Consider the following 22,577-nt stretch of genomic DNA (forward strand, 5'->3'; position numbering starts at 1 on the left):
ACACGTGCAGTGACAAGTGCAGTGACACGCCCAGCGGCCGGCGCCGCGCCCTCGGTGCTCGTCGTCACGAACGACTTCCCGCCCAGGCCGGGCGGCATCCAGTCGTTCGTGCACGGCCTGGCGCTGCGCACGCCGGGCGTGGTCGTCTACGCGCCCGCCTGGCCGGGCTGCGAGGAGTTCGACGAGCGCCAGCCGTTCCCGATCGTGCGGCATCCGACACGGCTCATGCTTCCGACCCCGGCCGTCGCCCGCAGGGCGGCGCGGCTGGTGGCCGAGCACGGCGCGCGGACCGTGGTGTTCGGGGCGGCGGCGCCGCTCGGGCTGCTCGCCCCCCGCCTGCGCCGGGCGGGCGCGCGGCGCGTGGTGATGCTCACCCACGGCCACGAGGCGTCGTGGGCGAGCGCGCCGGGCTTCCGCGCCGTGCTGCGCAGGATCGGCGAGCACGCCGACGTGGTGACGTACCTGGGCGAGTACACGCGTGGCCGCCTGGTCGCGGCCGTCCCGCCGGGCAAGCTCGTACGGCTCGCGCCCGGCGTGGACGTCGGCCAGTTCCGTCCCGACGCGCCCAAGGCCGAGCTGGGCCTGGACGGCAGGCCGGTGGTCGTGTGCGTGTCGCGGCTGGTGCCGAGGAAGGGCCAGGACCAGCTCATCAGGGCCTGGCCCCGGGTGCTGCGGTCGGTGCCGGAGGCGGTGCTGCTGCTGGTCGGCGGCGGCCCCCATCGCAGGACGCTGGAGCGCCTGGCGGCAGCGTCGTCCGCCGGGCGGGAGTCGATCAGGTTCACCGGCACGGTGCCGGCCGCGAGCCTGCCCGGCTATTACGCCGCCGCCGACGTGTTCGCGATGCCGTGCCGTACCCGGTGGAAGGGGGTGGACGTGGAGGGGCTCGGGATCGTGTTCCTGGAGGCGTCCGCCACGGGGCTGCCGGTGGTGGCGGGCGCGTCCGGCGGCGCGCCCGACGCCGTGCGGCCCGGCGAGACGGGGCTGGTCGTGAACGGCGAGGACCCGGGCGAGGTGGCCCAGGCGATCGTCGAGCTGCTGACCGACCCGGCCAAGGCGCGCAAGATGGGCGCGGGCGGCCGTGACTGGATCGTCCGCGACTGGGCGTGGGAGCACGTGGCCGCCCGCTTCCGCACTCTCCTCTAGCCTTTGGTGGCCCCCAGCGTCAGACCGGCGACGAACTGCTTGTGCAGGAGCTGGAAGACGATCAGCGTGGGCAGCGCCACCAGCACCGACCCGGCGGCCAGCAGGTTGTAGTCGGTGAAGAACTGGCCGCGCAGGTTGTTCAGCGCGGAGGTGACCGGCAGCTTGTCGCCCGACGACATCAGCACCAGCGCCCACAGGAAGTCGTTGTACATCCAGGTGAACTGCAGCGTGGACAGCGCCGCCAGCACCGGACGGCACAGCGGGAGCGTCAGCCGCCAGTACCGCTTCCACACCGAGGCCCCGTCCACCAGCGCCGCCTCGGTGATCTCTTCGGGGATCGTGCGCATGAAGTTCGCCATGACGAACACGCAGAAGCCGAACTGGAAGGCCACGTGGATGAGGATCAGCCCCAGGTAGGAGTCGTAGAGCGACTGCGAGTCCGACAGCCACGCGGGCAGCGGGACGAGGGTGTAGAGGGTGTAGAGCGGGGTGATGAGGACCTGCGGCGGCAGCAGGTTCCCGGCGGTGAACACGATGAGCAGCGCCCTGCGCCCGGGAATGCGCAGCCGCGCGATGGCGAAGGCCGTGAACGACGCCAGGAACAGCGTGATCACCACGCCGGGCACGACGATGATCAACGTGTTGAGGTAGTAGCGGGGCAGCTCTGCCTGGGACCACGCCTGCCCGTAGTAGTCGAGCGTGACGTGCTCGGGCAGCGAGAAGTAGCCCAGGCGGGCGGTCTCCTCGTACGGGCGCAGCGACGCGTAGACGGCCAGCGCGAGCGGCAGCAGCCACCCGAGGGCCACCAGCGTCAGGAAGGCGTGCAGCAGGATCCGCAGCGGCCGCACCGGACGCCGGGACGGCGCGCGCCGCTCCTGGGCCGGGGGAGCGGCGGCCGGGGCCGTGAGCGTCATCGTTCCTCCCTGAACATCTGCGACAGGTAGGTGACGATGAACCCCAGCGAGATCACCAGCAGGATCACCGCGATCGCCGAGCCGAACCCGATCCTGCTGGCCTCGCCCACGATGTTCTCGGTGACCAGCACGGACAGCAGCTCAAGCCCGTTCCTGCCCTTGTTGATGGCGTAGACGATGTCGAAGGCCCGCAGCGCCTCGATCACCGTGATGACCAGCACGATCACGTTGACCGGTCGCAACGTCGGGAACACCACGCGGAAGAACGCCTGCCGCTCGTCGGCCCCGTCGATGGCCGCCGCCTCCTTCAGCGCCGGATCGACCGCCTTCAGCCCGGCCAGGTAGATGACCATGACGTAGCCGACGTGCCGCCACCCGGCCGCGACCATGACGACCCAGATGTTGATCGAGCTGTCGCCCAGCCAGTCGACGGTCAGCCCGGTCACCGCGTTCAGCACGCCGTAGTCGGAGGAGTAGACGAGCTGCGCGATGAAGCCCACGACGGCCAGCGACAGCACGACCGGCATGTAGAGCGCGCTCTGGTAGACGCGCGACAGCCGCAGCCGCCGGTCCAGCAGCACCGCGCAGAACAGCCCGAACGGCGTCGCGACCAGTCCGAGGAAGCCCAGCCAGAGCAGGTTGTTGCGGACAGCCGACCAGAACGGCGGATATTCGGCCGCCAGGTCGTGGTAGTTCTGCCCGCCCACCCACTCGATCGGCCCGATGCCGTTCCAGTCGGTGGCGGAGAGCCCGACGGAGGCCAGCGTGGGCCCCCAGATGAGGCCCACGTTGACGACGATGGCCATCCCCAGCCCGATGACCAGGACGGTCACGTCGCGGGCGGAGTAGCGGCGGGTTTTGATCGCCATCAGCGGAAGATGTTGGCCTTCTGCTTCTCGATGCTCGCCAGCAGGGAGTCGATCTCGCCGGGCTTGCTCACGAACGACTGCAGCGACGGGATCATCACGGTGGAGGCGAAGTCCGGCCGCGTGTCGCGGTCGAGGAACTGCGCGATGTGGGTGGCCTTCGACACCAGCTCGGCGCCGCGCTTCTGCAGGGCGCTGTAGCCGGAGGTGTCGGCCTTGGAGCTGGCGGCCAGCGTGCCCGGGTCCAGCTTGGTGGCGATGTTCTGCGAGGAGGCCTGGGCGAGGTGCTTGAGCAGCGCCTTGGCGCCCTCCACGTTCTTGGCCTTGGCGGAGATCATGTAGCCGTCGATGGGCGCGTCGATCGAGTCGGTCCCGTACGCGGGGTTGATCTCGGGGAAGGTGAAGAAGTCGATGTCCGCGCGGTCGGCCTCGGGGAACTGCTGGGCGACGAACATCCCCAGGAGGTACATCCCGGTCTTCTTCTGCGCCAGCGACTGCGCGGCCTCCTGCCAGGTGCGGCCGAGCGCGGCCGGCTGGTGGTACTCCATCAGCCCCCGCCAGGTGTCGAAGACCTGCTTGACCTTCGGGTCGGTCCACGACTCCTTGCCGCTCATGAGCGAGACGTGGAAGTCGTAGCCGTTGATCCGCATGTTGAGGATGTCGAACGTGCCCATCGCCGGCCAGCCGTCCTTGTCGGCGAACGCGATCGGGATCAGCCCGTCGGCCTTCATCTTTTTGGCCAGCGCGGTGAACTCGTCCAGCGTGGCCGGCGGCTGGTATCCCTTCTCCTGCCAGACGCTCTTGCGGTAGAAGACCGCCCAGGGGTAGTACGTGGCCGGCACGAAGTACTGCTTGCCGTCGGTCCCGGTCGACTGGTCCTTGAACGCCTGCGTGTAGTCGCCGCCGATCTCCCGCCACACGTCCGAGACGTCGGTCGCCAGCCCCTGCGCGGCGAAGAACTGCATCCGGTAGCCCGCGAACCAGGTGAACACGTCCTCGGGCGTGCCGCGCAGGTAGCGGTTGATGTTCTCCTGGAACGTGTTGTGGTCCACCGTGTTGATCTTGACCGTGGCCTGTGTGAAGGCCTTGACCTGGGTCTCCAGGGACTTCTTCGGGATCTCGTCGGAGGCGTTGGAGCCGATCGTGACCGTTCCGAGGTTGCCGGCGGACCTGCCGCCGGTGGGGGCGGGGGAGTCGCCGGAGCCGCAGCCGACGAGGGCGGCGGGCACGCCGAGCGCGGCGGCTCCGAGCAGGAGACTGCGGCGGGAGATCGGCAGACGTTGGTCCATGATGGGTTCCTCCTAGCCGGACCCTTCAAATCCCCCCGACTTCACTCACCTTTATTCAGCGAAAACCCAACATTTCCGATTGTCAACGCACATTTCTATGACCTTGCCCTGCGGCCACGCCGTGTCATGATGCGATCGAACGGTAGGTGACCTGCGGCAGGCCGCCGCACGCGGCCCGCCGTGTCGGAACCTGTTGGGATCTGGTGATGCGATGCTCGCCCAGCAGCGTCAGCAGGCGATCGTGGAGCTCGTCAGGCAGAACGGCGGCGTCCGCGTGGTCGAGCTGGTCCGCGCGTTCGGCGTCTCCGACATCACCATCCGCCGCGACCTGGAGCTGCTGGCCGGGCGCGGCCTGCTGGCCAAGGTGCACGGCGGCGCCACCAGCGTCGGCTCCACGGACGAGCCGGGCTTCGCGGTCAAATCGGTGCGCCAGGAGGGGGAGAAGCGGGCCATCGCCCGCCGTGCCGCCGCCCTCGTACGGCCCGGCACCACCGTGGCGCTCTCGGCCGGCACCACCACCTGGACGCTCGCCCGCCGCCTGGCCGCCGTCCCGGCCCTGACCGTCGTGACGAACTCGGTGCGCGTCGCCGAGGTCTTCCGCCACGCCGGCAGGGGCGACCAGACGGTCGTGCTCACCGGCGGCGTGCGCACCCCGTCGGACGCCCTGGTCGGCCCGGTGGCGGTGGCCGCGATCCGCCGCCTCAACGTGGACCTGCTGTTCCTCGGCGTGCACGGCATGACCGTCAGGGCCGGCTTCACCACCCCGAACATGATGGAGGCGGAGACCGACCGCGCCCTGGTGGAGGCGGCGAGCCGGCTCGTCGTGCCCGCCGACCACACCAAGTGGGGCACGGTGGGCATCAGCACCATCGCCGCGCTGCGCGAGGCGGACGTGCTCGTCAGCGACTCAGGGCTGCCGCAGCCGGCCAGGCAGGCGCTGGCCGGGCACGTGGGCGAGCTCCTCATCGCCGAGGAGCCCGGCCCGGCCGGTCCCTTCGACGGTGCGTGAGCCCTCAGTGCCTGCCGTCGTAGAGCTCGTCGATCTCCTTGGCGAAGTCGCGCAGGACGAGGTTGCGCTTGACCTTGAGCGTGGGCGTCAGGTGCCCGCTGTCCTCGGTGATGTCCCGCTCCAGGATCGTGAACTTCTTGACCTGCTCGGCCTTCGACACCAGCAGGTTGGCCCGGTCCACCGCCTCCTGGACCTGCGCCAGCACCGCCGGGTCCGTACGCAGCGCGGCGGGGGAGGCCCCGTCGGGCAGCGCCTCGGGGTCGAGGGTGATCAGGGCGGCGACGAAGGGCCGGCCGTCGCCGACGATCATGGCCTGGGAGATCAGCGGGTGGGCGCGCAGCGCGTCCTCGATCGGGCCGGGGGCGACGTTCTTGCCTGCCGCCGTCACCAGGATCTCCTTCTTGCGGCCGGTGATCCGCAGGTAGCCGTCGGCGTCCAGCTCGCCGATGTCGCCGGTGTGGAACCAGCCCTCGGCGTCGATCACCTCGGCGGTGGCCTCGTCGTTCTTCCAGTAGCCGGGGAAGACGTTGCGGCCCTTGGCCAGGATCTCCCCGTCGTCGGCGATGCGCAGGCTCACGCCGGGCAGCGGCTTGCCGACCGTGCCGATCTTGTTGCCGTACGGCATGTTGACCGTGCACGGCCCCGTGGTCTCGGTCAGGCCGTACCCCTCGAAGACCTCGATGCCGACGCCCCTGAAGAAGTGGCCGAGGCGCTCGCCCAGGGCGCCGCCGCCGGAGACCGCCGCCGACAGGCGGCCGCCCGTGGCCGCGCGGATCTTGGCGTACACCAGCCGGTCGAACAGCAGGTGCTTCAGGCGGAGCCCGAGCGGCGCGCCGGCGGCGGAGGCGCGGCTGGAGGCCGTCGCCACGTCGGCGGCGCGGGCGAAGATCTTGCCCTTGCCGCCCGAGATGGCCTTCTGCTCGGCGCCGTTGTAGACCTTCTCGAACACGCGGGGCACGCCCAGCAGGAACGTGGGCTTGAAGTCCTGCAGGTCGGGGGCGACGTTCTTCATGTTGGGAGTGTGCGCGATGACCGCGCCCGCCTCGATCAGCACCACCTGGATGATGCGGGCGAGGATGTGCGCCAGCGGCAGGAACAGCAGGGCCGCCGGGTCCTTGGTGGCGAACAGCGGCTCCAGCGGGCCGCGCAGCACGTTGCGGGCGGTGAAGAGCAGGTTGTCGTGGGTGATGCGGCAGCCCTTGGGGCGGCCGGTGGTGCCCGAGGTGTAGACGACCGTGGCGAGGTCGGCGATGCCCACCCGCTCGCGCCGCTCGGCCACGTCGGCGTCGGAGACCTCACCCGGCTCCAGGGCGCCGTCCACCCGCCAGACCGGCTTCAGCTCGGGCGCGGCCTCCCTGACGGTCTCCTCGTGCTCGTCCAGCTCGACGAACACGGCTTTCGCCTCGCTGTCGGTCAGGATCCACCTGACCTGCTCGACCGAGGACGTCTCGTAGATCGGCACGGTGACCGCCCCGACCGTCCAGATGGCGTAGTCGACCAGCGTCCACTCGTAGCGGGTGCGCGACATCAGCGCGACCCGGTCGCCGTGCGAGATCCCCGCCGCGATCAGCCCCTTGGCCACCTCGACCACCTGGTCGCGGAACTCGGAGGCGGTGACCACGGGCCAGCCCGAGCCGGTCTTGCGGCGCATGATCACGGCGCCCGGCTCCTGCTCGGCCCGCCTGAACACGGTGTCGGCCAGGCCGGCGGAGGAAGGCACATCGACCAGGACGGGAACGCTGTACTCGCGCAACGGATCAACTCCTCTTCGGGGACCGCCTGGACGTTACCGCGTCAAGTTACGGGCGGGTAGTGTCACAGCTCACGCTAGCAGCCGGCCTCAGTAGGATTTGCCCATGAGGGTCCATGTCGTCAGCGATGTCCATGGCAGGGCCGACGCATTGGCCAGGGCGGGCGACGGGGCGGACGCGCTGGTCTGCCTGGGCGACCTGATCCTCTACATCGACTACGACGACCACGCGCAGGGCATCTTCCCCGAGCTGTTCGGCGCCGAGCGGGCCGCCGAGTTCATCGCGCTGCGCACGGCCAAGCGGTTCGACGAGGCCAGGGCCATGGCGGCGAGCCTGTGGGCCACGCTCGGCGGCGACCCACGCGAGCACATCGAACGCCGCGTGCGCTCCCAATACGAGACCCTCTTCGCCGCCATGCCCACCCCGACCTACCTCACCTACGGCAACGTGGACCTGCCGCACCTGTGGGCCGACTATCTGCGGCCGGGCCTCCAGGTGCTCGACGGGGAGGTTGCGGAGATCGGCGGCCTGCGGTTCGGGTTCGTGGGCGGCGGGCTGCAGACGCCCTACCGCACGCCGTACGAGATCAGCGACGAGGAGTACGCGGCCAAGGTCGAGGCGGTCGGCGAGGTGGACGTGCTGTGCTGTCACATCCCGCCGGCCGTGCCGGAGCTCCTCTACGACGTGGTGGCCAGGCGGTTCGAGCGCGGCAGCGAGGCCACCTTGGAGGCCATCCGGCGGACCCAGCCGCGCTACGCGCTCTTCGGCCACGTCCACCAACCGCTCTACGCGCGCACCCGCATCGGGCGCACCGAATGCGTGAACGTGGGCCACTTCCGGGGAAAGGGCGTGCCTTTCGTCCTCGAATGGTGACCCGGCCTGCGGTGGGCCGCGCCGGGCGATCCACCGCAAGGAGCGGATTCTGCATTACGGTGGTCGCATGGCTGATCGCACCACTTCGAGCACCACCATCAGCGCAGGCCGGCCCGAGGTCATGGCGGTCATCGCCGACTTCCCCTCGTACCCCGACTGGGCCGGGCAGGTCAAGAGCGCCGAGGTCCTCACCACCGACGGCCAGGGCAGGCCGGAGACGGTGCGCTTCGTCCTTGACGCCGGGATGATCAGTGACACCTACACCCTCGGCTACACCTGGCAGGACGACCACGTGAGCTGGCAGGTGGTCGAGCCCGGCAAGATGGTCTCCGACCTGCGGGGGAGTTACCGGCTCGCCGACACGGGCAGGGGCACGGACGTGACGTACGAGCTCACGGTCGATCTGAGCGTGCCCATGATCGGCATGATCAGGCGCAAGGCCGAGAAGGTGATCGTGGACACCGCCCTCAAGGGCCTCAAGAAGCGCGTCGAAGGCAGCTGAGTTGAGCCCGAGGGTCCTGCTCTTCACCGGGAAGGGCGGCGTCGGCAAGACCACGGCCGCCGCCGCGACTGCCACGCTCGCCGCCAGGCGCGGGCTCAAGACGCTGATCGTCTCGACCGACACCGCCCACTCGCTGGCCGACGCGCTCGACGTCGAGCCCGGCGAGATCGCGCCCGGCCTGCATCTCCACCAGGTGGACACGCAGAAGTCGCTGGAGCGCCACTGGGGCGAGCTGCAGCAGTACGCCAGGGGCGTGCTGAGCGAGCTGGGCCTCGACGAGATCACCTCCGAGGAGATCACCGTGCTGCCCGGCGCCGAGGAGGTCATCGCCCTGCTCGAGCTGCGCGAGCACGCCCGCGAGGGCCGCTGGGACGTGATCGTCGTCGACTGCGCGCCCACCGCCGAGACGCTGCGGCTGCTGGCCCTGCCCGAGGCGCTCGACTGGCACGTCAGCAAGCTCATGCCGGTCGGGCGCAGGCTCGTCAGGCTCGTCTCGCCGTTCGTGCGCAGCGTCGCCCACGTCAGCGCGCCCGGCGAGGAGGTCATGAGCGCGGGCGAGCGCCTGCACCGCGGCCTCATGGAGGTGCGCGAGCTGCTCACCGGCGACCACGCCTCCGTGCGGCTCGTGCTCACGCCCGAGTCCGTGGTGCTCGCCGAGGCCAGGCGCACCCTCACCTCGCTCAACCTGTACGGCTACCGCGTCGACGCCGTCATCGCCAACCGCGTCTTCCCCTCCGGCGGCGCCGACGAGTGGCGCGCCCAGTGGGCGGCGGCCCAGTCCAGGCTGCTGGCCGAGGCGGAGCAGTCGTTCGCGCCGCTGCCCATCCACGTCGTCCCCTACCTGCCCGCCGAGCCCGTCGGCATCGAGGCGCTGGCCGAGGTGGGCGAGGCGATGTACGCCGGCTCCGACCCGTTCGCCGCCCACGCCGTCGAGCCGCCGCTGCGGATGGACGCCGACGAGCTGCTCCTGGCCCTGCCCGGCGCCGACCGCGACGACGTCGACCTGGCCCGCAAGGGCGACGAGCTGATCGTCACGGCCGGCCCCTACCGCAGGATCCTGGCGCTGCCCGCGGCGCTGGCCCGCAGGAAGATCACCGGGGCCGCGCTCCGCGACGGCGTGCTGCGGGTAGGTTTCAGCCCGGGGAGCGAATCCGCGTCCTGATGAGTTGAGGAGGATGAGCGACCCATACGCATGGAGGGCGAGATGACCGAGAGCAACACCGGCAACGACAGAGACCCGATCGGGACCGTCGCCGACGAGGCACGCAAGCTGTTCGACTCGATCCAGGGGCGGGCCACCCGCCAGGTCGGCAGGAGCGTGTTCAACTCGTTCACCGGCGCGGGCGCCCGCAGGGAGCGCGACGTGTGGGAAGAGGCGGTGTCCGAGCCCCACGACGAGTACATCTGCCGGGCCTGCCCGTGGTGCCGGGCCATCGCGGCGCAGCGCGAGTCGGGCGCCGACGTGACCGGGCACCTGATGGCCGCGGGCGGGGAGCTGTTCGCCGCGTTCCGCGGCGCGCTGGACGCGCTGAGCAAGCCCGCCCCCCGCGGGCCGCGCGAGGACACGCCGGACCGCCGCGCCACCCGGCCGGAGCAGGGCGGCGACGTCGAACACATAGATCTGGGATAGGGAGAAAAGGGGCCAATGCTCACGATCGGTGTCGATATCGGCGGGACCAAGGTGGCCGCCGGTGTGGTCGACGACAAAGGCGTGATCGTCGAACACACACTCAGGCCCACCGCCGCCGACCGCCCCGACCTGGTGGCCGAGACGGTGGCCGATGTCGTTCGCGAGCTGAGCGCGGGCAGGCAGATCGAGGCCGTCGGGGTCGGCGCGGCGGGGTTCGTCGACGAGACCCGCTCGATGGTGCGCTTCGCCCCCAACCTCGCCTGGCGCGAGGAGCCGCTGCAGAAGAAGATCAGCGGCCTCGTCGGCCTGCCGGTCGTGATCGAGAACGACGCCAACGCCATGGCGTGGGGCGAGAGCAGGTTCGGCGCCGGGCGGGGCCAGTCCTTCGTGGTCTGCATCACGCTCGGCACCGGCATCGGCGGCGGCCTGGTCGTCGACGGCGCCCTCTACCGCGGCCGGTGGGGCATGGGCGCCGAGTTCGGCCACATGCAGGTGCTCCCCGGCGGGCGCCAGTGCGGCTGCGGCAACGTCGGCTGCTGGGAGCAGTACGCCAGCGGCCAGGCCCTCGTCAAGGACGCCAGGGAGATCGCCGAGGCCCACCCGGAGCAGGCGAAGATCCTGCTCGGCCTGGCCGGCGGCAAGATCGAGGGCGAGGAGATCACCGAGGCGGCCCGGCTGGGCGACGAGGCCTCGCTGGCCGCGTTCGCCGGCCTGGCCGACTGGCTGGGCCAGGGCATGGCCGATCTGGCCTCCGTCCTCGACCCCGGCTGCTTCATCGTGGGCGGCGGCGTCTCGCGGGCCGCCGACCTGTTCATCGACCGGGCCCGCCAGGCCTTCGCGGAGAAGCTCACCGGCCGCGGGCACCGGCCGCTCGCCGAGATCCGGCTGGCCGAGCTGGGCGCCTCCGCGGGGGTGGTGGGCGCGGCCGACCTGGCCAGGCAGCGCTGACGATCAGGGTCGGCACGTACAACGTACGCGGGCTGCGCGACAGCGTGCCCGCGTTGACCAGGGTCATCGCCGCCATGCGCGCCGACGTGCTGTGCGTGCAGGAGGCGCCCAGGCTCGTCCGCTGGCGGGCCAGGCGCGCCGCCCTGGCCGCCGCGGCGGGCCTGCGCGTGGCCACACCGGGCCGGATCGGCGGCGTGGCCGTGCTCGCCGGGCCGCGCGCCGCCGTGCTGCACGCCGAGAGCCACGCCCTGCGGGGCTTCCTCGGGCTGGAACGGCGCGCGCTCGCGCTCGCCGTGGTGGAGATCGGCGGGGCCCGCCTGGCCGTCGGCTCGCTCCATCTCGACCTCAACGGCCCGGCCAGGGTGCACCACGCCGCCGAGGCCGTGGCGCTGATGGAGCGCGCGGCCGCCCGGTTCGGTGCGACGATCGTGCTCGGCGGCGACATCAACGAGCAGGCGCACCAGCCCGCCTGGCGCTACCTTGCCGGACGGCTGGCCGACTGCCACGCCGTGGCGCCCAAGGGCGACGGCCTGACGTTCACCGCGGCCCGGCCTTCCATGCGCATCGACGCCGTGTTCGCGGCGCGCGAGGCGCGTGTCGTGTCGTGCGGGGGAGTGGACGCCCCGATCGCCGATCTGGCCGGGGCCAGCGACCATCTGCCCGTTGTCGCAGAGTTGCGAGTTGGGCACTAACGGGCAAGACCGGCCCCCCAGCCCGTAGCATTTGCTCATGACCCGTCGCTATCAGCGGCGTGCGCTCTCCTTGATCTTGGCGACGTCCGTGGCCTTGACGCAGGTCACGCCCGCCGCGCATGCCGAACCCCGCCGCCCCGCCACCATGGAGGCGTGGCAGCAGTCGACAAGCGCGCGCCTGCAGGCCGACGGTTCACTGTCCGACGTGCTGGCCGTCTCCTCCAACGACGTGTGGGCGGTCGGGCAGCAGGAGATCTGGGACGTCTGGAAGAACCGCGGCACCATCCGCCACTGGAACGGCAGCGGCTGGTCCGAGGTCGCCATCCGCGACGCCAGCGCCGCGGGAAACCTGCGCGGCCTGGCCGTGGCCGGGCCGTCCGACGTGTGGGCGGTCGGCGACGGGCACGACGGGCTGCCGTACCTGGCCCACGGCGACGCCGGCGGGTTCGACCGGATCAGGCCGCAGAGCATCCCCAGCGACGACGACCGCCCCCCCACCCCGATCCTGCGGGCGGGAGACTGGCTGGGCGGCGTGGACGCCAGGCCGGGGCGGGTCGTGGCGGTCGGCAGCCGCGACCGGCAGGGCCTCATCCTCACCGGCCAGGGCAACTCCTGGACCGTGCAGCAGACCAAGGAGAAGGGCGCGCTCTACGCGGTGGCCGGCGGGTTCGCCGTCGGCGACACCGGCTCCGAGCCGCTGATCGTGCACTACTCGGGCGGCTCGTGGAAGTCCATGCCGGTGCCCTCGATCCCCGGCGGCTACCTGCGTGACCTGCAGGTCGACAGCGCCAAGCGGGCGGTGGCCGTCGGCGGCGTCTACCGCGGGCCCGGCGAGGTCTTGCCGCTCGTGCTCACCTGGAACGGCAAGCGCTGGAGCGAGCAGCCGGTGCCCGTCTCCGACGCCCGCCTCTACGGCGTGACCGGCGACGGCAAGGGCCGCTTCTGGATCACCGGCTACGACCCGGCGCGGGCCGCCGAGCCGTTCATGCTGCGCTGCGAGAAGGGCGAGTGCGCGACCATCCGCGGCGGGGCCATGCGGGGCCGCAGCAGCGTGCGCCTCCAGGCGGTGGCCTACCTGCCCGGCAAGGGCACGGTGTGGGCGGTCGGGCACGCGGTCGACACCCGCGACCGCTACACCGACGTGGTCGAGTCGTTCGCGCCCAAGACCACCACCGCCAAGTCCTAGCGGCGCCCCCCTACAGCACGGCGCCGTCGTCCCAGCCGGAGTCGTTGGGCGGCCCGTCGCCCATGCGCACCACCAGCGCCACGAACCCGCCGATGAACGCCGCCACGGCCGTGAACAGCGCCCAGCCCTCCATGTGCCAGCTCGCCATCGCGGCCACCAGGAGATAGGCGGGGCCGCCGAACAGCGCCACCCACGCCAGCTTGGTGGGCAGGTCGAGCTTGGGCAGCGGGGGCGGCGCAGGCGGCTCGAAGTGCCCCTCGTCCTCCTCCTCGTCGTCCGCTGAGTCCTTGTAGGAGTCCTTGTAGGAGTCGTTGTAGGAGTCCTCGTCGGGCTCGGGCTCCTCCGAGGGTTTCACCACTCGGCGGGTGGGCTCGGCGGGGACGTTCTCGCTGTCCGGCCATGGCTGGTCGGCCGAGTCGCGCTCGGCGGTGTCGTTGAAGGACGCGACGATCTGCCGCCAGACCTCGTCCTCGTCACTCTGGGGCGTCACCTAGATGGACCTCTCCACAGCGATCGCGACTTCCCCCTGGGTGCGATCAGTCCCTCTGCAAGGGTACCGAGGCATGTGTCCGGATGAAGTCGAGGCTCCCGGCAAAGATCCTGTCGGCATCGTTGTCAAGCGTCGCAACATGGTAGCTATCGCTTAGCTCCTCGATCGTGGCCTGTGGGACCTTCGCGCGGATGATCGCCACACTCGTCGGCTTGACCACGTGGTCCTCCGTGCTGTGGAAGACCAGCAGTGGTTGCGTCACTTTAGCCAGGTCGGCCTGCACCAGCGACCACAGCGCGGGCAGCGACGCGGCCGCCTTCACCGGGGTGCGGGTGTAGGCCAGCTCGGACACGCCGGGTTTCTTGACGTCGTTGGCGACGCCCGGCACCGACGGCACGAACCACTTGAGCAGCGGAGCGAGCTTGAGCAGCGGCACGTCGTTCGCGATCGACGGGTTGACCGCGATCACGCCGGCGATCGCCGGGCCGTGCACCTCGGCGAGTCGCAGCGCCAGGCAGCCGCCCAGCGACAGCCCCGCCACGAACACGTCCGGGCAGCGCCCCTGGAGGTCCGCGAACGCCTTCTCCACCTCGGCGTACCAGTCCTCCCAGCGCGTCCTGTTCATCTCCTGCCACGTGGTGCCGTGTCCCGGCTGGCGGGGCAGCGAGACGCTCACCCCGTGCGCGGCCAGGAACTCCCCCCAGGGCCGCAGCGACTGTGGCGTGCCGGTGAACCCATGGCAGAGCAGCACACCGATCTGGCCCGCTCGATGGTGGTACGGCTCCGCGCCTGGCATGAGCGGCATAACAGCTCCTCCATGCAGTTTCATTCCGGGCAGATTCCTCCGGGAACGGCCCGATCGTCGCACGTTCCGGGGTGTTTGTGCGAGAGCTGATGTAGGAGCATCGTGTTCTAGGTGGGAAGATGACTCTGCTCACACGTAACGCGCTGGAGAAGAGGTGCCGGAGTGTTCTACTGGGTGGTCAAGGCCATCTTGGGTCCGTTCCTCCTCGCCGTCTTCCGGCCGTGGACCGAGGGCGCGGAGAACGTGCCGAAACAGGGGCCCGCGATCCTGGCCGGCAACCACCTGTCGTTCGCCGACCACTTCTTCGGCCCGCTGCAGATCCGGCGCAAGGTCATCTCGCTCGGCAAGGCCGACTACTTCACCGGGCGCGGCATCAAGGGCTTCTTCACCCGGCTGTTCTTCAGCGGCGTCGGCACCGTGCCGATCGACCGCTCCGGCGGCAAGGCGAGCGAGGCGGCGCTCCGCACCGGTCTGCGCATCCTGCGCGAGGGCCACCTCCTCGGCATCTACCCCGAGGGCACCCGCTCTCCCGACGGCCGCCTCTACAAGGGCAAGACCGGCGTGGCCAGGCTCGCCCTGGAGTCGCGGGCGCCGGTGATCCCGTGGGCCGTGATCAACACCTACGAGATGATGCCGCCGGGGCGGCCGCTGCCCAAGCTCGGGATCCGGCCGGGCGTCAAGTTCGGCAAGCCGCTCGACTTCTCCCGCTACTACGGGATGGAGGACGACCGGCTGGTGCTGCGCGCCGTGACCGACGAGATCATGTACGCCCTGATGGAGCTGTCCGGGCAGGAATACGTCGACAAGTACGCCGCGAGCGCCAAGGTCGAGCTGGAGCGCGCCGCGCGCGCCGCCGCCAAGGGGTGAGGTCACCCCGAGGCGCGTAAGACCGCCTCGGTCTTCCGCATGGCCCTGGTCATCGTGCGCAGCTCCTCGCGGCTGATCCGGTCGATCAGGTACGCGCGCACGACCTCCAGGTGACCCGGCGCCACCCGTTCCAGGCAGCGCACGCCCGCCTCGGTGAGCACCGCCAGCACCCCGCGCTCGTCGCCGGGGCAGGTGGCGCGTTCCACCAGGCCCGCCTTCTCGAGCTGGGTGATCTGGTACGTCAGCGCGCTCTTCGACACCACGACGCCCTTGGCCAGCTCGGTCATGCGCATCTGACGGCCCGGCGTCTCCGACAGCAAAGTCAGGATTTCGTACTGCGGATGGGTCAGCCCGGCCGCGGCCTTGAGCTGCTCCTCGATCCGCCGTTCGAGCAGGTGGGCGGTGGACAGGAAGGCGCGCCACGCCGCCATCTCCGTCGCGTCAAGCCATCGGGGGTCCGTCACCGGTTCAGTCTACTGTCGTTCAGATTTGAACAATCGATGCTAGGGTTGTCGTTCAAATCTGAACCACCACAAAGGAGATCGCATGATCGGCCAGGCGCGCCCCGTCGTCCTGCTGCTCGCGAGGATCGCCATCGGCGTGATCTTCCTCGTCCACGGCTACCAGAAGTTCGCGACCATGGGCATCGCGGGCACGACCAAGTTCTTCGAGTCCGCGGGCATTCCGCTGGCCTCCGTGGCCGCTCCCGCCGTCGCCGTGCTGGAGGTGGCCGGCGGGCTCGCGCTGATCCTGGGGGCCGCGCTGCCGATCGCGGGCACGCTGCTGGCCCTCGACATGGTGGGCGCCATCGTGTTCGTGCACGGCGCGAGCGGCTTCAGCGCCGGCGAGGGCGGCTACGAGTTCGTCCTGGCGCTGGCCGCGGCCAGCCTGGCCATCGGCTTCACGGGCGGGGGCGCGCTGGCCCTGGACAACGTCCTGGCCCGCCGCCGCAGCCCCGAGTCGGCGCTCGCCTGACGGCCTCTTCTCCGGGACCCCCGCGCGCGTGCGCGGGGGTCCCGCCGCGTTTCAGGAGAGGTGGGCGCGGATCTGCGCGATGTGCTCGGGCGTCGTACGGCAGCACCCGCCGATCAGCGACGCGCCCGCCAGCTGCCACTCCTTGGCCGCCTGCCCGAACTCCACCGGGTCGGCCAGCCCCAGCCACCGGCGGTGCCCGGCGTCCCACGTCTCGCCCGAGTTGGGGTAGACCACCACGGGCAGCCCGCCCGCCAGGCACGAGATCAGCCCGGGGATGTGTCGCGGCGCGGTGCAGTTGGCCCCGACGGCCACCACCTGCGGGTTTCCGCCGAACAGCGCGGCCGCCTCGGTGATCGGCGTGCCGTCGTTGAGCCGCTCGCCGTCACGGCAGGAGAAGCTCACCCACGCCTTCACCCCGGGCGTGCGGGCCAGCAGCCTGGCCAGCACCCGGGCCTCGGGATAGGACGGGATCGTCTCGCAGGCCAGCAGGTCGGCCCCGGCCGAGGCGAGGATCTCCCAGCGCGGCAGGTGCCAGTCGAACAGGCCGTCCTCGTCGAGGTCGTAGTCGCCGGTGTACTCGGCGCCGTTGGCCAGGAAGGCGCCGTACGGGCCGATCGAGGCCGCCACCAGCCCGTGCCCGGCCTCGTCGCGTGCCTGCGCGGCCAGCTCGACCGACAGCCTGATCAGCCGCTCGGCCGCCGCCACGTCCAGGCCGCGCCGGACGAACCCGGCGATCGTGGCCTGATAGCTGGCGGTCGTGGCCACGTCGGCCCCCGCGGCGAAGTAGTCGGCATGGGCGCGCCGGATCAGCTCGGGCCGCTCCAGCAGCAGCCGCGCCGACCAGAGCTCGTCGCCGAGGTCGGCGCCGAGCCGTTCGAGCTGGGTGGACAGGCCGCCGTCCAGGACAAGTGCAGTCACCCCACCAGCGTACGGGCCCGCGGCCGCCTACCGGTGGCGTGAACCCGCGCCCACCGCCGGAGGCCGCCCGGGGAAGGCGCTGATCACGTGGTCGAGCAGGGCCGGCGTGTCCTCGGGCGAGGCCACCGTGAAGTCCGCCACGCGGGCCAGCTCGTCGCCCGTCTCGGTGTTTGCCACCGCGACCCGGACGCCCATGAAGGCCGGGTCCCGCTCCTCCCTGCCGCGCAGCGCGTCGAACGCCCGGCCGTCGGAGAGGTCGTCGCCGAAGTACCAGGCGCGGGTCAGCGTCTCGATCTCGCGGGCGACGACCGTGCCCTTGTCGCGCTCGACGGGCGGCCTGAGCTCGACGACCATGCGCCCGTACTGCTCCCGCAGCCCCAGCTCGGCCGCCTTGCGGGACGACCACCGCTCGACCGCGCCGCGCAGCGCGGGGGCCGAGCGGTAGTGCAGCGCCACGATCAGCGCCTTGTCCTCGATGAGGATCTCGCGCGGCAGGTCGCGGGCGGCCTCCTCGGCCACCCGCCGCATGACTGGGGCCCACAGCTCGGCCTCGGCGTCCGTGCGCACGCGGCCGTCCTCGACGGTCTGCATGCCGTACAGGCCGAACAGGCGCAGCTGGGGAGCGCCCGAGAAGCGGTCGCGCAGGTACGCGGCCGGGCGGGCGGACACGATCGCGACCTTGCTCACGAGCCTGGCCAGCACCTGCAGCCTGGCCACCGCGCCGGCCACGGGGAACACCGCGCCGGGGTCGCGCATGATGGGGGCGAGGGTGCCGTCGTAGTCGAAGAAGAAGCCGGATCCGGCGCTCTCCGAGACGGTGGCGGACACTGCTTCGGCGAAGCGGAGCGGGGCGCGAGAGGTCGCCATGCTCACCGACGATAGAACAGCGCGACCGGGTCGGACAGACGCCTTCCCGTGAATTTCCCGGCCCTTGCCCGCCACCCGCCGTTCATGATCACGACGCCTCGTCCGGGGCCGGGAGGGCGGCCAGGCGGGAGAGGGCGCGCGGGTCCAGCACGACCACCTCGCCGGCCCTGATCTCGATCATGCCCCGCCGCTCGAACCCGCGCAGGGCCCGGTTGACGCTCACCCTGGTCGCGCCGATCTCGGCCCCGAGGCCGGCCTGTCCCGCGTGGAGCGGCACCCGGCCCGTGGCGCAGCGCCGTACCAGCCAGGTGGCCACGCGGGAGGGCACGTCGCGCACCGCCGCGTCGGTGAGCCGCTCGTCGAGGTCCCGTACGGTGGCGGCCAGCGTCCGCAGCAGCCGGGCCGCGACGGAGGGTTCGGCGGCGAGGAGTTCCAGCACCGCCGAGCGCGGCAGGTAGGCCACCTCCACCGCCGTCATGGCCGTCCGCGTCGCCCGGTGCGGGCCGTCCACGAGGAGGGCCGTCTTGTCGAACGCCACGGGCGCCTCCTCCACGGCGAGCACCACCTCCTTGCCCTCGGCGCTCACCCGCCCGGCCTTGACCCGCCCGTCGAGCAGCACGATCAGGTGCTCCGCCGGGTCGCCCTCGGTGCACAGCACCTGCCCGGCCGGGTAGCGCCGGCGCCGCGACAGCGCCGCGAGCGCGCCCAGCCGCCCGTCGCCGAGCCCGCCGAACATCGGCAGGTCGGCCAGCGTGTACGTCATGTATCCCGATATACACCAGCCCGGTGCCCGGCGATGCTGACCGCCGGCCCCGGGGCCCCTAGCGTGCCGGGCATGGCGAGATACGTACTCCACCTGGCCTTCGACGGCGACCCCGGCCGCCTCGCGGCGCGTCCCGCGCACCGCGAACACCTGCGGCGGCTCAAGGACCAGGGACGGCTGGTGACCGCCGGGCCCTGGGCGGACGATTCGGGGGCGCTGCACGTGTACGAGGTGGCGGACGAGGCCGAGCTGCGCGGCATCCTCCGGGAGGATCCGTACACGGCGGTGAACGGTTACGAGGTCGTCCTCATGAAGCAGTGGACCCCGATCCTGTGACCCCTGTGGCTCCCCGGGGGCCCGGCCGGGCCCCCGGGGAGCACGCCTACGAGCGCTTCCAGAAGGGCCCGCGGCGCGGGCCGCCGGACCCGCCCGGGCCGGAGCCGCCCACGAGGGCCGTGAGGACCTCCACCGCCCGGTCGTGCAGGGTCTGGGCGTCGCCGCCCGGTCGCTCGGCGGCCTCCAGCTCGCGGGCCAGCGCCTCCAGCTCCGCGTTGCCCCCGAGGTAGGCCGCCAGCGCCGCCAGCCGCGAGCCCAGGTCCGCCAGGTAGAGCAGGTCGGCCATGGGCAGCGCCTTCAGCCGGTCGAGCTCGGCCACCAGCTGCGGCCTGACCGAGTCCAGCGGGTGGGCGGCGGGGCGCGGCGCGAACTTCGGCGCCCACCCGCCGGCGCGCCTGCCTCCACCGGGCATGCTCGGCGCGGCGGGGGCCGGCCCCGCGAACCCCCCTCCGCCCCCTGCCGGTCCGCCGGTCAGGAAGTCCGGCGCCGTGTCGGCGGGACCGAGACCGGGGTCCGGCATCCGCATCCGCGGGGCGGCCGGCGGGGCGGCCATCACCGCCGCCTGGGCCATGAAGCCCATCCTCGGCGGGTTCTGCGGCATTTCCCATCCGCTCGGCGGCTCGACCGGCTGGATGACCCGGTGCTCCGGCCCTCCGTCGGCGACCTGCCTGGTGTCGACCGCCACGTACGCGGTGAAGCGGCACAGCACGCCGTACTCCAGTGACGTCCGCACGATCCTCGGCTCCAGGTCGTGCTCGCCCATGGCGTACCGGTCCTCCAGCTCCCGCAGGTGCGCGCGGGCCCACACCGCCTGGATGGCCGGATTGTCCACCGTCACGCCCGTGACCTGCTCCTCCCACGGCCCTCCGGCCGCCAGGCCGCGCACGGTCAGCGAGGAGCCCCCGCGGTGGCGCCCGTAGACGCGCAGCGGCACGCCCGGGAAGATCGACCCGAGATGGGTGACGGTGTCCGGCTCGAGCTCGAGCCCCTTGAGGGAGAGGTCGGTCACCAGGGGAGCGCCGATCCTGCGGTGGATCTGCTCCATGGCCGCGTCCAGCCGGTCCTCCGACTCGACCAGCTCGCACCGGCCCGCGCCGAGCCCGGCCAGGCGGCCGAGGAAGCCGGCGTTCACGGCGCGGTCGATGCCGACCGTGTGCACGCGCATCGCCGACAGGGCGCCGCCCGCCTGCTCCAGGATCTGGTCCTCGTTGCCCACCTGGCCGTCGGTGACCAGGACCACGACCCGTTCGCGTTCGTTCCGGCCACCCAGCAGGGCGACGGCCCGGCGCAGCGGCTCCAGCAGCTCGGTGCCGCCGCGGGCGTCCACCCGGGCGAGGTGCTCGACGGCGCGGTAGCGGTTGCGGTCGGACGCCTCCACCAGGCCCTCGAACGCCTCCTCCACCACCGAGTCGAACGTCAGCACCGCGAACCTGTCCTGGGCCGTCAGCGTGTCGACGATCCGGGCGGCGGCCCTCCTCGCGGCGACCATCTTCCAGCCGCCCATGCTGCCGGAACGGTCGAGCACCAGCACCAGGTCGCGCGGCGTGCGCGCGGACTGGAGCGGCGGCGGGACGACGGTGAGCGCGAACGTCCCCCCTTGCCCGGGCGGGCCGTCGAGCTGCAGGGACGTGGACGCGTCGAACGACAGCCGCAGGATGAAGTCGCGGTCGAGCCGCTCGCCGGGGCGTAGGCGTACCGTGTGGCCCTCCTCCTCCACCACGTGCAGGCTGGAGGCCAGCTCGCGCAGCTCCAGCCCGGCCGCGTCCACGGTCGCGCTCAGCGACAGGCGCACCGGGTCGGGGAAGCCGGGCAGCAGGACAGGCGGGCTGATCCTGGACGCGTCCGGCACCGCGTCGGTGTCCGGCGCCACGCCGTCGCCCGCCGAGGGTCCGTCGACGGGGCTGCCCGGGATGTAGCGCGGGGCCACGACCAGCGGGAAGCGGAACGTGGCCGCCCCGTCCTCGTACGGCAGGGGCTGGCTCATGGTCAGCCGGACCGAGACGCGCTCGCCGGGCAGGATGTTGCCCACCCGGATCGTGAACACGTCGGGCCGGTCCTCCTCGGCGATCGCCGCCCGCCTGCCCTCGCGCAACGCCTGGTCGTAGTCGGCCCGGGCCTGGGCGCGCTCCTTCAGCACGCCCTCGATCACCCGGTCGTCGGCCTCCATCCTGAACCCGGTGACGGCCGCCCGGTCGGGCAGCGGGAAGACGTAGGTGGCCTCCAGGGTGACGTCGAACGGATTCCTGAACCCCTGCGTCACCTCGACCCCGGCGATGAGGCCGGAGAGGTCGGCGTTCACGTCCACGCTCTCGAGCGGCAGGTTGCCGCGCTCGGTCCGCAGCGCGCCGAACCCGGCGTCCGGCACCGGCAGGCACCGTGCGGGCTCCAGCGAAGTGATCTTCATATCAGCTCCTTTTCCTCGAGCACCGCGAGCAACGGCCCTGCCGCCGCCAGCACCGCCTGAACGTCCTCCTCGGACGGGACCCGGCCCGCATCCAGCACCAGCCGCACCCCGTCCCCCAACCTGACCCCCACAACAACCGCCCCACCCGGGCCCCCCGGCCCGCTCCCGCGCACGCCACCACGACCGCCCTCAGCCACCCCGCTTGGCGCGGTCTCAGGGACGCCGCTCGGGACCCTCTCCGGGACCCCGCCCGGCGCGGGCGAACGCGCCCTGCCCGGCGCGTCGGGCGTGCTCGGCCTGCTGTGGAGCTCGTCGGCCGGCTCGGTCGGCTGATCGGCCGCTTCTGGAGCCCGCCCGCTGCCCTTCCCCGGCCGCTCGGCCCAGAACCGCCCCCGCGTGGGCTCCCGATCGCCGCGCACGCCACCCTGCCGATCACGCCCGGCTCCGGCCGTGCCCAGCACCTCATCACCCCGGGCGCGCACGTCGGCACCCGCGGGCACGTCGCCACCCACGCGGGCATCCCCGCCCGCGCGCTCATCGCCACCGCCCCGCGCGCCACCGGCCTGCGCGTCATCGCCCCGCGCATCGCCGGCCCGCGCACCGCCGGCCCGCTCATCGCCACCGGCCCGCGCACCGCCGGCCCGCTCATCGCCACCGGCCTGCGCGCCACCGGCCCGCGCGCCATCGCCTCGCGTACCGCCGGCCCGCGCATCGCCACCGGCCCGCGGCGCGTCGCGCTCGGACGTCCTGCGCTCAGCCGCGCCCCTGCCCGGGCGGGCGCCGTTTCCCGGGTGTGCGTCGTCGGGGGCCTCGCTTGGGTCGATGCCCCTCCGGTCGCGCCTGGCGCCGGTCACAGGGGAAGTGCCCACACGCGGCGTTCCCGATGCCGCATCCGGTATCCCCGGCGTCCCGTTCGAGGTCGTCCCGGACGCCGGAGCCAGGCCCGCGGCGGTTTCCAGCATGCGGTCCGTGGCGCCCGCCAGGGCCGTCTGGATCTCGGCGATCGAGTGCCCGGCGGCCTGCAGCCGTTTCACGGCCACGAGTTGCAGCAGGTGCCGCCGGCCGTACTGGGCGATGCGGCCGCGCCTGGTCAGCGGCGGGTCCACCAGCCCGATCGTCGTATACCACCTGATCAGCCGCTCGCCGGGCACATCGCGGACCCGGCCGTTGAGGGCCGGTGCGCCGTCCGAGCCCGCGCGCAGCGCCAGCGCCGCGCGCTCGGCCAGCTCGCCGATGGTCCAACCGACCGGCCCTCCGATGGGCCCACCGATGGGCCCACCAAGGGGCCCCTTGTCGCTCATGCCTCCACAGTGACACTGTCATTATTACACTGTCAACAATGCGGAAGA

General features: G+C 72.3%; 24 protein-coding genes. 12 read left to right on the forward strand and 12 right to left on the reverse strand.

Annotation, left to right across the window (positions count from 1 at the left end):
- Positions 1-21: 21 nt before the first annotated feature.
- Positions 22-1,143, forward strand: coding sequence for a glycosyltransferase family 4 protein (locus tag HD596_RS31550; protein WP_313045257.1), 1,122 nt, complete (start codon positions 22-24; stop codon positions 1,141-1,143).
- On the opposite strand, the gene HD596_RS31555 is transcribed toward HD596_RS31550, so the two are convergent.
- From HD596_RS31555 to HD596_RS31565, 3 genes are read right to left on the reverse strand one after another with little or no spacing between them, the layout of a single operon-like run.
- Positions 1,140-2,057 (reverse strand): carbohydrate ABC transporter permease, encoded by a 918-nt coding sequence (locus HD596_RS31555; RefSeq protein ID WP_185072895.1) that lies wholly within the window; start codon positions 2,055-2,057, stop codon positions 1,140-1,142. The genes HD596_RS31550 and HD596_RS31555 overlap by 4 nt on opposite strands.
- Positions 2,054-2,926, reverse strand: coding sequence for a carbohydrate ABC transporter permease (locus tag HD596_RS31560; RefSeq protein WP_185072896.1), 873 nt, complete (start codon positions 2,924-2,926; stop codon positions 2,054-2,056). The genes HD596_RS31555 and HD596_RS31560 overlap by 4 nt, the downstream gene beginning before the upstream one ends.
- Entirely contained in the window at positions 2,926-4,212 is a 1,287-nt protein-coding gene (locus tag HD596_RS31565; RefSeq protein WP_185072897.1) for an ABC transporter substrate-binding protein, read from the reverse strand. Before HD596_RS31565 ends, HD596_RS31560 begins: the two co-directional genes overlap by 1 nt.
- A gap of 211 nt (positions 4,213-4,423) precedes the next feature.
- Here HD596_RS31565 and HD596_RS31570 point away from each other — a divergent pair, with 211 nt between their 5' ends.
- Positions 4,424-5,221: a DeoR/GlpR family DNA-binding transcription regulator gene (locus HD596_RS31570; protein WP_185072898.1), complete on the forward strand. Its 798-nt coding sequence runs from the start codon at positions 4,424-4,426 to the stop codon at positions 5,219-5,221.
- A gap of 4 nt (positions 5,222-5,225) precedes the next feature.
- Here HD596_RS31570 and HD596_RS31575 read toward each other — a convergent pair whose 3' ends face one another.
- Positions 5,226-6,974, reverse strand: coding sequence for an AMP-dependent synthetase/ligase (locus tag HD596_RS31575; protein ID WP_185072899.1), 1,749 nt, complete (start codon positions 6,972-6,974; stop codon positions 5,226-5,228).
- 103 nt (positions 6,975-7,077) lie between these two features.
- On the opposite strand from HD596_RS31575, the gene HD596_RS31580 reads away from it, so the two are divergent.
- From HD596_RS31580 to HD596_RS31610, 7 genes are all read left to right on the forward strand, one after another.
- Positions 7,078-7,845: a metallophosphoesterase family protein gene (locus HD596_RS31580; protein ID WP_185072900.1), complete on the forward strand. Its 768-nt coding sequence runs from the start codon at positions 7,078-7,080 to the stop codon at positions 7,843-7,845.
- A 67-nt stretch (positions 7,846-7,912) separates the two neighbouring features.
- The gene (locus HD596_RS31585; protein ID WP_185072901.1) at positions 7,913-8,347 is read left to right on the forward strand and encodes an SRPBCC family protein; all 435 of its coding nucleotides are present in this window, start codon (positions 7,913-7,915) and stop codon (positions 8,345-8,347) included.
- Position 8,348: 1 nt separating this feature from the next.
- On the forward strand, positions 8,349-9,509 hold the full coding sequence (locus HD596_RS31590; RefSeq protein WP_185072902.1) for an ArsA family ATPase: 1,161 nt from the start codon (positions 8,349-8,351) through the stop codon (positions 9,507-9,509).
- 42 nt (positions 9,510-9,551) lie between these two features.
- The gene (locus tag HD596_RS31595) at positions 9,552-9,977 is read left to right on the forward strand and encodes a DUF5304 family protein (RefSeq protein WP_185072903.1); all 426 of its coding nucleotides are present in this window, start codon (positions 9,552-9,554) and stop codon (positions 9,975-9,977) included.
- Between the two features lie 15 nt (positions 9,978-9,992).
- Positions 9,993-10,925 (forward strand): ROK family glucokinase, encoded by a 933-nt coding sequence (locus HD596_RS31600; protein ID WP_185072904.1) that lies wholly within the window; start codon positions 9,993-9,995, stop codon positions 10,923-10,925.
- Between the two features lie 44 nt (positions 10,926-10,969).
- Positions 10,970-11,617, forward strand: a complete 648-nt coding sequence (locus HD596_RS31605) for an endonuclease/exonuclease/phosphatase family protein (RefSeq protein WP_313045265.1) — start codon at positions 10,970-10,972, stop codon at positions 11,615-11,617.
- Positions 11,618-11,654: 37 nt separating this feature from the next.
- The gene (locus HD596_RS31610) at positions 11,655-12,803 is read left to right on the forward strand and encodes a hypothetical protein (protein ID WP_246554989.1); all 1,149 of its coding nucleotides are present in this window, start codon (positions 11,655-11,657) and stop codon (positions 12,801-12,803) included.
- A gap of 10 nt (positions 12,804-12,813) precedes the next feature.
- Here the strand turns inward: HD596_RS31610 and HD596_RS31615 are convergent, their stop codons facing one another.
- Both HD596_RS31615 and HD596_RS31620 read right to left on the reverse strand, forming a co-directional pair.
- Positions 12,814-13,293 (reverse strand): hypothetical protein, encoded by a 480-nt coding sequence (locus tag HD596_RS31615; protein WP_185072905.1) that lies wholly within the window; start codon positions 13,291-13,293, stop codon positions 12,814-12,816.
- A 46-nt stretch (positions 13,294-13,339) separates the two neighbouring features.
- Positions 13,340-14,098: an alpha/beta hydrolase gene (locus HD596_RS31620; RefSeq protein WP_185072906.1), complete on the reverse strand. Its 759-nt coding sequence runs from the start codon at positions 14,096-14,098 to the stop codon at positions 13,340-13,342.
- Between the two features lie 162 nt (positions 14,099-14,260).
- Here HD596_RS31620 and HD596_RS31625 point away from each other — a divergent pair, with 162 nt between their 5' ends.
- On the forward strand, positions 14,261-14,965 hold the full coding sequence (locus HD596_RS31625) for a lysophospholipid acyltransferase family protein (protein ID WP_185072907.1): 705 nt from the start codon (positions 14,261-14,263) through the stop codon (positions 14,963-14,965).
- Between the two features lie 2 nt (positions 14,966-14,967).
- Here the strand turns inward: HD596_RS31625 and HD596_RS31630 are convergent, their stop codons facing one another.
- A complete protein-coding gene (locus HD596_RS31630) occupies positions 14,968-15,429 on the reverse strand; it encodes a MarR family winged helix-turn-helix transcriptional regulator (RefSeq protein ID WP_185072908.1) in 462 nt (153 codons plus the stop codon).
- Positions 15,430-15,511: 82 nt separating this feature from the next.
- Between HD596_RS31630 and HD596_RS31635 the strand changes: the two genes are divergently transcribed.
- Positions 15,512-15,940 carry a DoxX family protein gene (locus tag HD596_RS31635; RefSeq protein ID WP_185072909.1) on the forward strand — a complete coding sequence of 143 codons (429 nt, stop codon included), beginning with the start codon at positions 15,512-15,514 and terminating at the stop codon, positions 15,938-15,940.
- A gap of 51 nt (positions 15,941-15,991) precedes the next feature.
- On the opposite strand, the gene mmuM is transcribed toward HD596_RS31635, so the two are convergent.
- The 3 genes from mmuM to HD596_RS31650 form a co-directional block, all read right to left on the reverse strand.
- Complete coding sequence (mmuM, locus tag HD596_RS31640) at positions 15,992-16,858, reverse strand: homocysteine S-methyltransferase (RefSeq protein ID WP_185072910.1); 867 nt, start codon at positions 16,856-16,858, stop codon at positions 15,992-15,994.
- 27 nt (positions 16,859-16,885) lie between these two features.
- Positions 16,886-17,725, reverse strand: coding sequence for a trehalose-phosphatase (gene otsB / locus HD596_RS31645; RefSeq protein WP_185072911.1), 840 nt, complete (start codon positions 17,723-17,725; stop codon positions 16,886-16,888).
- Positions 17,726-17,813: 88 nt separating this feature from the next.
- Positions 17,814-18,488: a Crp/Fnr family transcriptional regulator gene (locus tag HD596_RS31650; RefSeq protein WP_185072912.1), complete on the reverse strand. Its 675-nt coding sequence runs from the start codon at positions 18,486-18,488 to the stop codon at positions 17,814-17,816.
- Positions 18,489-18,560: 72 nt separating this feature from the next.
- On the opposite strand from HD596_RS31650, the gene HD596_RS31655 reads away from it, so the two are divergent.
- A complete protein-coding gene (locus tag HD596_RS31655; protein WP_185072913.1) occupies positions 18,561-18,824 on the forward strand; it encodes a YciI family protein in 264 nt (87 codons plus the stop codon).
- A 46-nt stretch (positions 18,825-18,870) separates the two neighbouring features.
- On the opposite strand, the gene HD596_RS31660 is transcribed toward HD596_RS31655, so the two are convergent.
- Both HD596_RS31660 and HD596_RS60570 read right to left on the reverse strand, forming a co-directional pair.
- Complete coding sequence (locus HD596_RS31660; protein ID WP_185072914.1) at positions 18,871-21,228, reverse strand: VIT domain-containing protein; 2,358 nt, start codon at positions 21,226-21,228, stop codon at positions 18,871-18,873.
- Entirely contained in the window at positions 21,225-22,529 is a 1,305-nt protein-coding gene (locus tag HD596_RS60570; protein WP_221519610.1) for a MerR family transcriptional regulator, read from the reverse strand. The genes HD596_RS31660 and HD596_RS60570 overlap by 4 nt, the downstream gene beginning before the upstream one ends.
- Between the last annotated feature and the right edge of the window lie 48 nt (positions 22,530-22,577).

Source organism: Nonomuraea jabiensis (assembly GCF_014204795.1).
Lineage (GTDB): Bacteria > Actinomycetota > Actinomycetes > Streptosporangiales > Streptosporangiaceae > Nonomuraea > Nonomuraea jabiensis.